Source organism: Mycobacterium heckeshornense, from assembly GCF_016592155.1.
Taxonomy (GTDB): domain Bacteria; phylum Actinomycetota; class Actinomycetes; order Mycobacteriales; family Mycobacteriaceae; genus Mycobacterium; species Mycobacterium heckeshornense.
In genome coordinates, this window is sequence record NZ_AP024237.1 from 3,877,365 (window position 1) to 3,889,599 (window position 12,235).

General features: G+C 66.1%; 16 protein-coding genes. 9 read left to right on the forward strand and 7 right to left on the reverse strand.

From position 1 onward, the window contains the following. Positions 1-114: 114 nt before the first annotated feature. Entirely contained in the window at positions 115-564 is a 450-nt protein-coding gene (locus MHEC_RS18690) for an STAS domain-containing protein (RefSeq protein ID WP_142358663.1), read from the forward strand. Here the strand turns inward: MHEC_RS18690 and MHEC_RS18695 are convergent. Next, positions 535-1,323, reverse strand: a complete 789-nt coding sequence (locus MHEC_RS18695; protein WP_048891876.1) for an RNA polymerase sigma factor SigF — start codon at positions 1,321-1,323, stop codon at positions 535-537. The two genes, MHEC_RS18690 and MHEC_RS18695, sit on opposite strands and share 30 nt — an antisense overlap. Then, positions 1,320-1,754 (reverse strand): ATP-binding protein, encoded by a 435-nt coding sequence (locus tag MHEC_RS18700; protein ID WP_048891904.1) that lies wholly within the window; start codon positions 1,752-1,754, stop codon positions 1,320-1,322. Before MHEC_RS18700 ends, MHEC_RS18695 begins: the two co-directional genes overlap by 4 nt. 82 nt (positions 1,755-1,836) lie before the next feature. Here MHEC_RS18700 and MHEC_RS18705 point away from each other — a divergent pair, with 82 nt between their 5' ends. From MHEC_RS18705 to usfY, 5 genes are all read left to right on the forward strand, one after another. Further along, the gene (locus MHEC_RS18705; protein WP_162838786.1) at positions 1,837-1,986 is read left to right on the forward strand and encodes a hypothetical protein; all 150 of its coding nucleotides are present in this window, start codon (positions 1,837-1,839) and stop codon (positions 1,984-1,986) included. A gap of 133 nt (positions 1,987-2,119) precedes the next feature. Beyond that, positions 2,120-2,299 (forward strand): hypothetical protein, encoded by a 180-nt coding sequence (locus MHEC_RS18710; protein WP_048891875.1) that lies wholly within the window; start codon positions 2,120-2,122, stop codon positions 2,297-2,299. Between the two features lie 153 nt (positions 2,300-2,452). Continuing rightward, the gene (gene mbp1, locus MHEC_RS18715; protein WP_048891874.1) at positions 2,453-2,698 is read left to right on the forward strand and encodes a microaggregate-binding protein 1; all 246 of its coding nucleotides are present in this window, start codon (positions 2,453-2,455) and stop codon (positions 2,696-2,698) included. Between the two features lie 124 nt (positions 2,699-2,822). Further along, positions 2,823-3,206: a hypothetical protein gene (locus tag MHEC_RS18720; protein WP_048891903.1), complete on the forward strand. Its 384-nt coding sequence runs from the start codon at positions 2,823-2,825 to the stop codon at positions 3,204-3,206. Between the two features lie 54 nt (positions 3,207-3,260). Then, positions 3,261-3,572: a protein UsfY gene (gene usfY / locus MHEC_RS18725; RefSeq protein WP_048891873.1), complete on the forward strand. Its 312-nt coding sequence runs from the start codon at positions 3,261-3,263 to the stop codon at positions 3,570-3,572. A gap of 1 nt (position 3,573) precedes the next feature. Here the strand turns inward: usfY and MHEC_RS18730 are convergent, their stop codons facing one another. The 3 genes from MHEC_RS18730 to MHEC_RS18740 form a co-directional block, all read right to left on the reverse strand. Further along, entirely contained in the window at positions 3,574-3,960 is a 387-nt protein-coding gene (locus MHEC_RS18730; protein WP_048891872.1) for a hypothetical protein, read from the reverse strand. Between the two features lie 149 nt (positions 3,961-4,109). Continuing rightward, on the reverse strand, positions 4,110-5,438 hold the full coding sequence (gene lat / locus MHEC_RS18735; protein WP_048891871.1) for an L-lysine 6-transaminase: 1,329 nt from the start codon (positions 5,436-5,438) through the stop codon (positions 4,110-4,112). 33 nt (positions 5,439-5,471) lie between these two features. After that, complete coding sequence (locus MHEC_RS18740; protein WP_048891870.1) at positions 5,472-5,924, reverse strand: Lrp/AsnC family transcriptional regulator; 453 nt, start codon at positions 5,922-5,924, stop codon at positions 5,472-5,474. A 30-nt stretch (positions 5,925-5,954) separates the two neighbouring features. On the opposite strand from MHEC_RS18740, the gene hglS reads away from it, so the two are divergent. Next, positions 5,955-7,202 carry a 2-oxoadipate dioxygenase/decarboxylase gene (gene hglS, locus MHEC_RS18745; protein ID WP_048891869.1) on the forward strand — a complete coding sequence of 416 codons (1,248 nt, stop codon included), beginning with the start codon at positions 5,955-5,957 and terminating at the stop codon, positions 7,200-7,202. After that, entirely contained in the window at positions 7,199-8,719 is a 1,521-nt protein-coding gene (gene amaB / locus MHEC_RS18750) for an L-piperidine-6-carboxylate dehydrogenase (RefSeq protein ID WP_048891868.1), read from the forward strand. The genes hglS and amaB overlap by 4 nt, the downstream gene beginning before the upstream one ends. 61 nt (positions 8,720-8,780) lie before the next feature. On the opposite strand, the gene MHEC_RS24735 is transcribed toward amaB, so the two are convergent. Together MHEC_RS24735 and MHEC_RS18755 are read right to left on the reverse strand one after the other, a co-directional pair. Continuing rightward, complete coding sequence (locus MHEC_RS24735; RefSeq protein ID WP_264016405.1) at positions 8,781-8,912, reverse strand: hypothetical protein; 132 nt, start codon at positions 8,910-8,912, stop codon at positions 8,781-8,783. Then, on the reverse strand, positions 8,909-11,017 hold the full coding sequence (locus MHEC_RS18755; protein WP_048891867.1) for a catalase: 2,109 nt from the start codon (positions 11,015-11,017) through the stop codon (positions 8,909-8,911). The genes MHEC_RS24735 and MHEC_RS18755 overlap by 4 nt, the downstream gene beginning before the upstream one ends. Before the next feature lie 291 nt (positions 11,018-11,308). Between MHEC_RS18755 and phoU the strand changes: the two genes are divergently transcribed. Continuing rightward, positions 11,309-11,959: a phosphate signaling complex protein PhoU gene (gene phoU / locus MHEC_RS18760; RefSeq protein WP_048891866.1), complete on the forward strand. Its 651-nt coding sequence runs from the start codon at positions 11,309-11,311 to the stop codon at positions 11,957-11,959. The last annotated feature ends 276 nt before the right edge of the window (positions 11,960-12,235 follow it).

A 12,235-nucleotide genomic window follows, 5' to 3' on the forward strand; every position in this document is an offset into this window, starting at 1 on the left:
GTCACAGCCGCCCGGACAACGTCAACGGCGTGCAGGGGCCAACTCCCTGCCGTAAGGGCATCTTCTGTTTGACGTGATCCACAGGACGAATTCTCGTCGACTGATGGAGCCACGATGTCTGTCGTGAGAACCGCCGGATTGGCGGGCGCAGCCTTGGGCGTGGACCCCGCGTGCCGGCCCCGGGAAAGTCGCACCGCACGTTTCACCGCCCATTGCGGCCCGTCGGCCGCCGTGGTCGCCGTGCACGGCGAGCTCGATGCCGCCAATGCCGGCCGCCTCGCGGAGTACGCGCAGCAGTGCGCCGCCGTCGCCAAATGGTTGATATTGGATCTCAGAGGCGTGCATTTCTTTGGAACAGCGGGCTTTTCGGCGCTGCACACGACCAACGTGTGGTGTGCCGGCGCTGATGTGCGGTGGGCGGTCGTGCCCAGCCACGCGGTGTCTCGGTTGTTGCGGATCTGCGACCCCGAACACGCGCTGCCGATCGTGGACTCGGCGGAAGCGCTGCTGAACCCTGCGGACGAGCCGCACCGCCTACTCCAGCTGATCTCGCAATCGCGCTAAGGACTTCGCCAGCAGGCGCGACACATGCATCTGCGAGATGCCGACGCGCTCGGCGATTTGCGTCTGTGTCATTGACTCGAAAAACCTGAGCACCAATACCGTTCGTTCGCGCTCCGGCAGCGCATCCAGCAGCGGACGTAGCGCCTCACGGTTTTCAATCCGCTCCAGACCGGCGTCCACGTCGCCGAGAGTGTCGGCGATAGCGCGGGCGTCTTCGTCGGCGTTGTTGCCGCCGCTATCGATCGACAACGTATTGTAGGAACTACCGGCAACCAGTCCCTCGACGATCTCGGTGCGGTCCATGTCGAGTTCGTCGGCGAGCTCGGTAGCGGTGGGCGCGCGGCCGAGCCGTTGCGACAAGTCGGCGGTAGCCGTGCCGAGCCGCAGGTGCAGTTCTTTCAGACGCCGCGGCACCTTGACCGACCAGCTGTTGTCACGAAAGTGCCGCCGGACCTCCCCCATAATCGTGGGCACCGCGAACGAGACGAAGTCCGAGCCGGCGTCGACGTCGAAGCGGACGACCGCGTTGACGAGCCCGACCCGGGCCACCTGCACGAGGTCGTCGCGCGGTTCGCCGCGGCCCTCGAACCGGCGGGCAATGTGGTCGGCCAGCGGCAGGCAACGCTCCACAATCTTGTCGCGCTGCCGCTGGAATTCCGGCGAGTCGGGCAGGAGGCCAGCCAGCTCGCGGAACATGTCCGGAACGTCGGCATACTCGTTCGGTCGTGAGCCAGAATTGCCGACAGCTCGCGCTGTCACCTGGCGGAGCCTGCCCGTCGCGCGGTCAGCTTGATCCCGAACACGCCGGGGCCCTCGGGCTGGCTGCCGTCGCGGAAAGTCTGAACGCCGTCGGTAAGCGACGTCAGCACGTGCCAGCTGAAGCTGCCGGGTGTCAGCACGTCGTAGGTCTGGCAGGTCGCCGACGCCTCCACCACCAGCTCGTCGTCTCGCGGGTCGACCACCAGCACCAATGTCGCGTCCGGTGTGGCTGAGCGGATCAGCCTGGTACACACCTCGTCGACCGCCAGCCGCAGATCGGCCACCGCGTCGAAATCAAGGTCTTCAAATGTGCCGACCGCGCCGACGAGGGTGCGCAGAACCGCCAGGTTCTCCAGCCGCGCGGCGACCCGGAGCTCGACGGCGCGGTCGCCTCGTTGCTGCTTTTCACCACGGGCTTCGGCATCGGTCATGTGGTCTCCCAGCAGTGTGTGACCGAGATTATCCCCGCTGTCGAGCCGGTTAGTCATGACCACCTCCGGGTAATCCGCCCTCATGGGCGAGGCTGATACCACCGACCGGGCCCGCACCCGCCGATTCGGGCGCGTCGCATTGATCGCGGTCACCACGCTGGTGGTGTTGATCCTGGTTGCCGGGAGCGTCTATGTCATCGCGTTCGTGATCTTGTCGCCGATGATGGGGTAACCACGGTATCGCGACAGAGCTGACCGCCTGCGAACTGATCATCGTGCACAGTCCATACCCGCTCACCGTCATCTGTAATCAGGGATGTCCGGGTGCTGGTTTCAGCGGACCCGCGCACGGGTAGGTGACAGGGATGCCCGACCGCGATCGTTGCGACGAGATCCCGGTCGCTGACGCCGTCGAACAGAACCAAGACACCGCGCCACAGCCCGCCGCCGTCGACCCGGCGGACGCGCCGATGGAGGCGAACCCACCCGATTGGCAAGAACAGCTGCAGGAAGTCCCCGAAGACGACGAAGAGTACCGGGAGTAAGCGGGAGCCCGCGGGTTTGCCGGTTTCCTGCGAGGGAAACCCGTGCGGAGCCGGGGATCCAGGTGCGCACGCCGCTCCTGATGCTCGATTGAGAAACTCCCGCTCAAGCAAAGGGCGGACGGCTGAACACATTTGGGCAAGCAAAGGAGAGAGATGACCGACAAGAGTGGTCTCGGCGAGGCGGTCCGCGGCGTCGTTGAGGCCGTCAAAGGCCTGGGCAAGGAAGTCCTCGGCACCGTGGCCGGCCGCAGCGATATGGCTCGCGAGGGCCGGGCTCAGCAAGACAAGGCCAGGGCCCAACGCGAGGCAGCCCGCAAGGAAGCCGAAGCCGAAAAGGCGCGCGCCGAAGCCAAAATCGAAGAGCAGCGTCAGAAGAGCAGTCAACAGCGCGAGCAGTAGCGGCTAGCTACCACAGCTGCCGAAGGTCCGACCGCCGCAGGCGGTTGGACCTTCTGCGTTCATACTGCTGACTCCCGCCGTGCAGCTGTGTTGCGACCTACGCTTGACTGTCATGAACATCGCGATGGGCCGAGTCCTGCTGCGGGCGGTGGTGCTTACGGGAGCGTGGGGAACAGGACTGCTGGTAGCGGCGTGGGTGGTTCCGAACGTGTCGTTGTCGGCGTCAGGATTCGTCGTTGCCGTAGCGGTGTTTTCGATCGCGCAGGCGATTCTGTCGTGGTGGATCTTCAAGTTGCCGCGCGCGTATGGGTCGTTGCTCCTGGGCGGCGTCGGTCTGGCATTGACTCTCATCGCGTTGAGTCTCGCCTCAGTGTTTACCCACGGGTTCAGCATCTGCGGCGGGGCATCCTGGATTGCGGCGACGCTGGTGGTGTGGCTGGTGACGACGCTGGGAGCGATTTTGCTGCCCGAAGTTCTTGTCCGCCGACGTGGCCTGACCGGTGAGTAGCATTTGCCGTAGCGCATCGCACTGTTATCTCGCCCGACGAAGGAGGGAGAGGTAGTGGGAGATAGGCATCACGATCCGACGGATTACTTCCGGACCACCCAGCCGCATGCCGGGATCACGATGAAGGACAACCTGTTTTGGCCCGGGCACATCTTGCTGGTCGTCGCGATATTCGGGGTGGTCAGCACTGTGGCCGCCGCCGCGTATGGGCATTACGAGTGGCTGGCCACCACTGGTCTCGTCGCCGCGCTGGGAACCATCAACGGAGCGCTGTGGCTCATCTTGGAGCGTCGCCGGGTGATCCGGATCGACGAGCAATGGCGTGCCGCACACCCCGGTAGCCGGGCGGGCCAGCACGTCGGCTGATTCAGCCGCCAAGTGCCGGCCCGGCGATCGGCGGTGCACCCATCGTCAGCGTCAGCAACATCAGCATCAGCAAAAACCAGCCGGCGCCCTGCCATCCCCACCAGGTGCCGCGATCGCGCCACACACGGTAGGTGCGAACAAAAGCCCAGACGCCTGCCGCCAACAAAATGGCGGGCGCGCCGAACGCCAGCAGCGCCCGCTGCGGCGCCCCGCAGGCCACCGAGTCGACGGCCATCGCACCCTTACAGGTGCTGACCCACAGCGCCGCCACGACAAGAAACCCGATGCCGGCCGCCGCGGCCAGGACCGCGAATCGCACCGCGGCCTGGACCTCCCTGTCCTCATGGCCGAGGTGGTCGCCCCGTGAATGCTGACGCGGGTTTTGCATGGTCGATCACTATCCTGCGCGGGTTGCTCTTAGTCCATCGTCTGATCCGGCGCATCAGTTACACCGGCACCGACGCCTGCCGACCCTGACCGCTCAGAGCAGGCATCGGATACCCGTCGGTTAGCGCAGCTAAACCGACCCCGGCCGGCTCATGCGAGATCCTTCACCGCATGGCGCACGGCCATGGCCGCCTCGTCGATCTCCGCACGCGACACCGTCAGCGCCGGGCGGAACCGCACACTGTCGCAACCGCTGGGCAAGACGATCACCCTGCGTTGCCACAGCCGTCGGATCAGCTCGTCGCGGTCGGCGGTGGTCGGCAGGCTGAACGCGCACATCAGCCCGCGACCGCGGACGTCGAGGACCAGCCCGGGAAACTCGGCGGCCAGCTCGTCGAGCCGGGTCCGCAGGTAGCGGCCTTGCTCGGCGGCGCGCTCGATCAGGCCGTCAGCCTCGATGACTTCCAGGATGCGCCGCGCCCGAACCATGTCGACGAGGTTGCCGCCCCATGTCGAGTTGAGCCGCCCGGGCACGCTGAACACGTTATCGGCGATCTCGTCGACACGCCGCCCGGCCATTACCCCGCACACCTGCGTCTTCTTGCCGAACGCCACCACATCAGGGACAACGCCGAATTGCTGGTAGGCCCAGGCAGTTCCGGTCAGCCCGCAACCTGTCTGGACTTCATCGAAAATCAGCAACGCGTCGTATTCGTCGCACAGCTTGCGCATCGCCGCGAAAAACTGCGGCCGAAAATGCCGGTCGCCGCCTTCGCCCTGGATCGGTTCGGCGATAAAGCACGCGATGTCGTGCGGGTGCGCCTCGAACGCTGCCCGGGCCTGGCGCAGGGATTCGGCTTCCAGCGCGTCCATATCGGCGCCGGGGCGAATGAACGGCGCGTCAATCCGCGGCCATGCGAACTTCGGGAAGCGGGCGACGTTGACCGGTTCCGTATTGGTCAACGACAGCGTGTAGCCGCTGCGGCCGTGGAACGCCCCCCGCAGGTGCAGCACCCGAGTGCCCAGCGCCGGGTCGACGCCGCGGGCCTGGTTGTGTCGGCTCTTCCAGTCGAACGCGACCTTGAGCGCGTTCTCGACCGCGAGTGCACCGCCCTCGATGAAGAACAAGTGCGGCAGCGCCGGATCGCCCAGGACCCGGTTGAACGTCTCGACGAAGCGGGCCATTGGCACCGAGTACACCTCGGAATTGCTGGGCTTGTTCAGCGCGGCCTCGACCAGTTCGGCACGGAACACCTCGTCGTCGGCCAGCGCCGGATGGTTCATGCCCAGCGCCGACGACGCAACGAAGCTGAACATGTCGAGATAGCGCCGTCCGTCGCGGGCGTCGACCAGATACGAGCCGGCGGAGCGGCGCAAGTCCAGCACGAAATCGAAGCCGTCGACCAGGATGCTGCGAGCCAGCACCTCGTGAACGCGGTCGGGTGCAAGAGGCTGACCGGTACGCGCCAGAACAGTCACAACTCGATGATAGCTGGCTAGATAGCGTAAATATTACGGCACGAACTCGCGTCCACTGTAAAACGTCCGTAAAATGATCGTGCTCCGGGTCCGGACGTTCGCCGTCGTCCGGATCCGCTGGAGCAGATCCTCAAGCGCCCGCGCGGACCCCACGCGCACCAACAGGATGTAGCTTTCCTCCCCGGCCACCGAATGACAGGACTCGATTTCGGCGATGTGCTCGAGCCTGGCCGGCGCATCATCGGGTTGAGAGGGATCGAGAGGGGTGATGGCCACGAACGCCGACAGCATGTTGCCCACCGCCTCGGGATTGATCCGCGCCGAATACCCGATCACCACGCCGCGGGACTCCAGCCGGCGCACCCGGGATTGCACCGCCGATACCGACAGCCCGGCACTGGCGGCCAGCTCGGCGAGGGTCGCGCGTCCGTTGGCGACAAGCCGGCGCACCAGAGTCCGGTCGATGTCGTCGAGCGTCTCACTCATGGCCGGAGAGTATCGCAGCGGCGAGGCCCGATGAGTCGTGCGAAAAAGTTGGAAACCTGGCAGCTGCGGGCCAAATTCGCCGCTGCACTGTCTGCGATGTATGCCGCCGAGGTTCCCGCGTACACGACGCTGGTCGAGGTGAGCGCGCAGGTCAACCGTGACTGCCTGGCACACCACCCGCACGCCGAACGGCTCGGTTCTTTGGCGCGGGTCACCGCGGAGCGGCACGGCGCGATCCGGGTGGGCAGTCCCGCCGAATTGGCCGCGGTCGCCGACCTGTTCGCGGCGTTCGGCATGGTCCCCGTCGGTTACTACGATCTGCGCACCGCGGCATCGCCGATTCCCGTGATCTCCACCGCTTTTCGTCCCATCGATGCCGACGAGTTGGCACGCAACCCGTTTCGGGTGTTCACGTCCATGCTGGCGACGCGCGATCGGCGGTTCTTCGGCGCCGGCCTGCGCCGCCGCGTCGAGGCCTTCCTGGCGCAGCGCCAATTGTTCGACCCGGCATTGATCGCCCGGGCCCGGGCGATCGCTGCGGACGGCTGGTGTGACGCCGACGAGGCCGACGAGTTCGTCGGTCGGGCGGTTGCCGCGTTCGCGCTGTCGCGCGAGCCGATCGACCGTGCGTGGTATGACGAGCTCTCGCAGGTGTCCGGGGTGGCCGCTGACATCGCGGGCGTCAGCTCCACCCACGTCAACCATCTGACCCCGCGGGTGCTCGACATCGACGAGCTGTATCGGCGGATGACTGCTCGCGGCATCTCCATGATCGATGCCATCCAGGGACCGCCCCGCACCGACGGTCCCGCTGTGCTGTTGCGGCAGACTTCGTTTCGCGCGCTTGCCGAGCCACGCCTGTTCCGCATGGCCGACGGGACGGTCAGAAAAGAAACCCTGCGGGTGCGGTTCGGTGAGGTGGAGGCGCGCGGTGTGGCGCTGACGCCCAAAGGGCGGCAACGCTATGACGCGGCGATGGCAGCGGTGGATCCGGCACGGGTGTGGCAGGACTATTTCCCGTCGACAGACGCCGAAATGGCGGCCCAGGGACTGGCCTACTACCGCTGCGGTGATCCGTCGAAACCCGTTGTCTACGAAGACTTCTTGCCGGCCTCAGCCGCTGGGATCTTTCGGTCGAATCTGGACGGCGACGCCGAGGCCGCCCAAGTCGCCGACGATTCGGAATACAGCCTGGAATGGCTGGCCGGGGCGATCGACCGGCCAATCCATGACCCATACGCACTATATGAAGCACATGCCCGGGAGGGGGCCGCATGAAACCGCCGAGCACCGAGCAGTTACGCGCCCGGGTGCGCCGGGCACTCGATGCTATCGGCGCCGATATCACGCTCGGGGAGCCGGGCAGGCACGGGCTGCCAGCGCGCACACCGGTGACCGGCGAGGTGCTATTCACTGTGGCGCCGACCACGCCCACCCAGGTCGATCAGGCGATCGCTGCTGCAGCACAAGCCTTTTCGACGTGGCGCACCACGCCCGCACCGGTACGCGGCGCATTGGTGGCCCGGCTGGGCCAACTACTTAGCGCGCACAAATCCGACCTTGCCAGGCTGGTCACACTCGAGGTCGGCAAGATCACCTCCGAGGCGCTGGGCGAGGTGCAGGAGATGATCGACATCTGCCAGTTCGCCGTCGGCTTGTCCCGTCAGCTCTACGGCCGCACCATCGCCTCCGAGCGGCCGGGGCATCGGCTCATGGAGACCTGGCATCCGCTCGGCGTGGTCGGGGTGCTCACCGCGTTCAACTTCCCGGTCGCGGTGTGGGCGTGGAATGTTGCGGTGGCACTGGTGTGCGGCGACACCGTGGTGTGGAAGCCGTCTGAGCTGACCCCGCTGACCGCGCTGGCCTGCCAGGCGCTGGTCGCACGGGCCGGCGCGGATGTCGGTGCGCCGCCCGCGGTGAGCGGGCTGCTGCTGGGCGGCCCCGACGTCGGCGAACAGCTGGTCGACGACGACCGGGTCGCGTTGGTGTCGGCGACCGGCTCGGTGCGGATGGGCCAGCAGGTTGGTCCGCGGGTGGCGCGACGGTTCGGCCGCACGCTGCTGGAGTTGGGCGGCAACAACGCTGCGATCGTCACGCCGTCGGCCGATCTGGAGCTGGCTGTGCGTGCCATCGTGTTCGCCGCCGCCGGCACCACCGGGCAACGTTGTACGACGTTGCGCCGGTTGATCGTGCACCGCTCGATAGCCGACGAGGTGGTGGAACGCATCACCGCCGCCTACCGGCAGCTGCAGATCGGCGACCCCTCGGTTGACGGCACGCTGGTCGGTCCGCTGATCGGTGAGAAGGCCTATCGCGAGATGGTCAAGGCGCTCGAACACGCGCGCGCCGACGGCGGCGAGGTCGTCGGCGGTGAACGCCGCCATATCGGGCCGGAGAGTGCCTATTACGTCGCACCGGCGCTGGTGCGGATGCCGTCGCAGACCGCGATCGTGGCAGCCGAGACGTTCGCGCCAATCCTCTACGTGCTGACCTACGACGACCTCGACGACGCCATTGCGCTGAACAACGCTGTACCACAGGGACTTTCTTCAGCGATCTTCACGACCGACATCCGGGAGGCCGAGCGTTTCATCGACGGATCCGACTGCGGTATCGCCAACGTCAACATCGGCACCTCGGGCGCGGAGATCGGCGGCGCGTTCGGCGGCGAGAAGCAGACCGGCGGCGGACGAGAATCCGGGTCCGACGCGTGGAAGGCCTACATGCGCCGCGCCACCAACACCGTCAACTACTCGTCCCAGTTACCGCTGGCCCAAGGTGTGGAATTCGGGTGACGACCGGCTGTCAGGGGCGTACCCGCGACCTCGCGTCCCTGGTCGTCGGCGAGCCCGCGGTTTAAGTTGGCAACGGCGTCGGCTTCGATGACACTGTGCCACAATCTTGTTCGACGACGAATTCGATACCGGCCAGCGCCGATCGCCACTGCAACGGCACCGCGACGACGCCGCAGAACTTGACCGCGATCACGCGGGGACCATCGCGGTATCGCGATCCCAAGCGCGGTGCTTGGCCAGTGCGGAGGCGAAGGCGTCGAAGAACTCATCCGGCATGCTGTCTTCGGCCGCCGTCGTCGACACCACCCCCAGCGACGACACCACGTCGGGTCCATCAGCTAGCTGCTCGGCAACCCCGGCTTTGCGCAACAGCTCGATTCCCGTGCCGAACGCCCCGACCGGCTTGAGATGCTTATAGGCCTCGGTGACGAAATTCACCGCGTACCCGTCGTCGGAGAGCGCCGCCACCGACTCGGGTCCGCACGGCACGATCACCGCGTCATACAGCACCGACGCCACGGTGGTGATCGCGCGGTCGACGGCCAGGTCACCGCCCGCGCCGCCGGCCAAACTGCCGCCGCCGACCGGAGCCAGCACCTCGGGAACGGCGCCGCGTTGCCGCATCGCCCGCAGCAGCCGGTCCGTGCCACGCACGTCGACACCGTTGGCGGCCAGGACCGCGATTTTGCGGGTTTGGATGCCCTCGGCTGCGGTGTTCAGCTGCGAAAGCGCCGGCGAGGCCGGCATCTTGTCGTCCACAGGCTGCTCGTCGGGCACCGGCAAACCAAGCTTTACGGCCACCCGCGCGGCCAGGTCGTGGTCGACCAGGTTCAGTTGGTCGACCACGCGGGCGCGGATTTCGCGAACCTGCACCTTGCCCAGCTCAAAAGCGAACGCGGCCACGATGTGTTCGGCCTCCACGGCCGACATGCTCTTCCAGAACATGCGGGCCTGGCTGTAGTGGTCCTGAAAGCTCTTGGCGCGCTGGCGAATTTTGTGGCCGTCAATCTTTTCGGTGTAGTGCCGAAACACATCTTCGTCGGCCAGAGCGGGGCAGCCGCCGCCCAACGAGTTCTTGAAGTAGCTGGCTTTGCCTTGCGGAATGGCGATCTGGCCATAGCCGTCGTGCTGGTTGTTGCGAACGTCGACGACCGGCCGGTTGACGGGCAGCTGGGCAAAGTTGGGGCCGCCCAGCCGGATCAGCTGCGTGTCGAGATAGGAGAAGTTGCGGAACTGCAGCAACGGGTCGTTGGTGAAGTCGATGCCAGGCACCACGTTGGCGGTGTGAAACGCCACTTGTTCGGTTTCGGCGAAAAAGTTGTCCGGGTTACGGTCGAGCACCATCTTGCCCACCGGACGCACCGGAACCTGTTCTTCGGGAATGATTTTCGTCGCATCGAGCAGGTCGAACTGGAAAGAGAACTCGTCACGCTCGGGTATCAGCTGCACACCGAGCTCGTATTCCGGATACTGGCCGGCCTCGATGGCCTCCCACAGGTCGCGGCGGTTGTAGTCGGGGTCCTTGCCAGCGATCTTCTGGCATTCGTCCCAGATCAGCGAATGCACGCCCAGGCGCGGTTTCCAGTGGAACTTGACGAACGTGCCTTCGCCGCGGGCGTTGACGAGGCGGAAGGTGTGCACCCCAAAGCCCTGCATCATCCGGTAGCTGCGCGGCAGCGCCCGGTCCGACATCAGCCACATGATCATGTGCAGGGTCTCGTCCTGCAGCGACACGAAGTCCCACAGCGTGTCGTGCGCTGAGGACGCTTGCGGAATCTCATTGTGCGGCTCGGGTTTTACCGCGTGCACGAAGTCGGGGAACTTGATGCCGTCCTGGATAAAAAATACCGGCATGTTGTTGCCGACGAGGTCGTAGTTGCCCTGATCGGTGTAGAACTTCGTGGCGAAGCCGCGCACATCGCGAACGGTGTCCGCGGAGCCTCGGGAGCCGGCCACCGTGGAGAATCGCACGAACACCGGCGTCTGCTTGCCCGGGGTGGTTAAGAACTTCGCAACCGTGTATTCCGACAGCGAGTCGTCGTATGGCTCGAAGTAGCCGTAGGCGCCCGCGCCACGCGCATGCACCACGCGCTCGGGGATGCGCTCGTGGTCGAAGTGCGTGAGCTTTTCTCGGGCATGAAAGTCCTCCAGCAGCGTGGGACCACGCTCACCGGCGGTCAGCGCGTCGTCGGTGTGATCAACGCGAACACCTTGCTGGGTTGTCAGATACCCGCTCGCCCGGTTGACCCGGTAGTGGCCTAACTGCTGTTGTTTTGCGTTGTCGTTGTTGGCTGCCATGACCTACCTCTCGCTGGGAATCCACGATGGGGTAGCCCATGAGCCGGCTCGACAAACGGAGTCCTTCGCTGCGGTAGGCGTCGGCGGGCTGGGTGCCGGTTTCGATGCGGGACTTGCGCGGTTGCAGGCCCTTCGCCAGCCTGCGCGCAGGGTCGGCGCCGAACGTCGTCGCAACCGCATCGCCGATCGCGCCTGCCGCCGACCGCACGCTCGCCCCCGAGCGTGCTTGTGCGCGTAGCCTAAATGGCGGCGGTGACGTTTATCCCGGGCTGGGCCAGCCAATCCTCAAAGATGAGACGCTCGTTTCACGAGCAGCTGTCAGCGCTGCAAGGGCGTCTGGCGCAGTTGTGCGCTTCGAGCGGCCAGGCGATGAGACGCGCCACGGCGGCGCTCCTCCAGGCAGACGTCGGCCTCGCCGAAAGCGTCATCGCCGATCACGAAGGTATCGCCGCCGAGTGTGCCCGGGTAGACCAGACAGCATTCGTCTTGCTCGCGCGGCAGTCGCCGGTCGCTGCCGACCTGCGGGCCGTGGTGACCGCCATCCAGATCGGGGCCAACGTCGAGCGGATGGGCGGCCTGGCGGTGCACGTGGCCAAGATCGCCCGCCGGCGCCATCCGCGTCACGCCGTGCCCGCGGAAGTTAGCGGACACATCGCAGACATGGGTGCATTTGCGGTGGCGCTCAGCGATGGCGCACGCGACGTGTTGTTGTCGCGCGACCCCAGACAAGCAGCCCGGATTCGGCACGACGACGATGCGATGGACGAACTGCACCGCCAACTCCTGGCGGTGCTGATGGACCGGGCATGGGCCCACGGCGTCGGCACCGCCGTCGATGTCACGCTGTTGGGCCGGTTCTACGAACGCTTCGCCGATCACGCGGTGGAAATCGCCCGGCGGGTTGTATTCCAAGCGACGGGACATTACGAGCCGAACCCTTAGCGCCCACAGCCGCACACGCCCACCGCACTGGGCCAATCGTCGCGCGCTCGCTGACCGGCCAGCCCGACTGCTGGCAGGTGTACGCGCTGGCGACGGTGCCAGCGTCGCGGGGTGGCGACGCGACATGGTTTGGCGGGCTCTCGACGGGCCCGCCAAGGTAACCGGCGCTGTCGTGTTCCACCGATAGTTTGCGCGGCTACCAATTTGCCAGCGCGAAATTGTGCCAAGTTCTGGCAAACACCGGTCAAACCGCGTTGTCCAAGTAACATCGGTCAC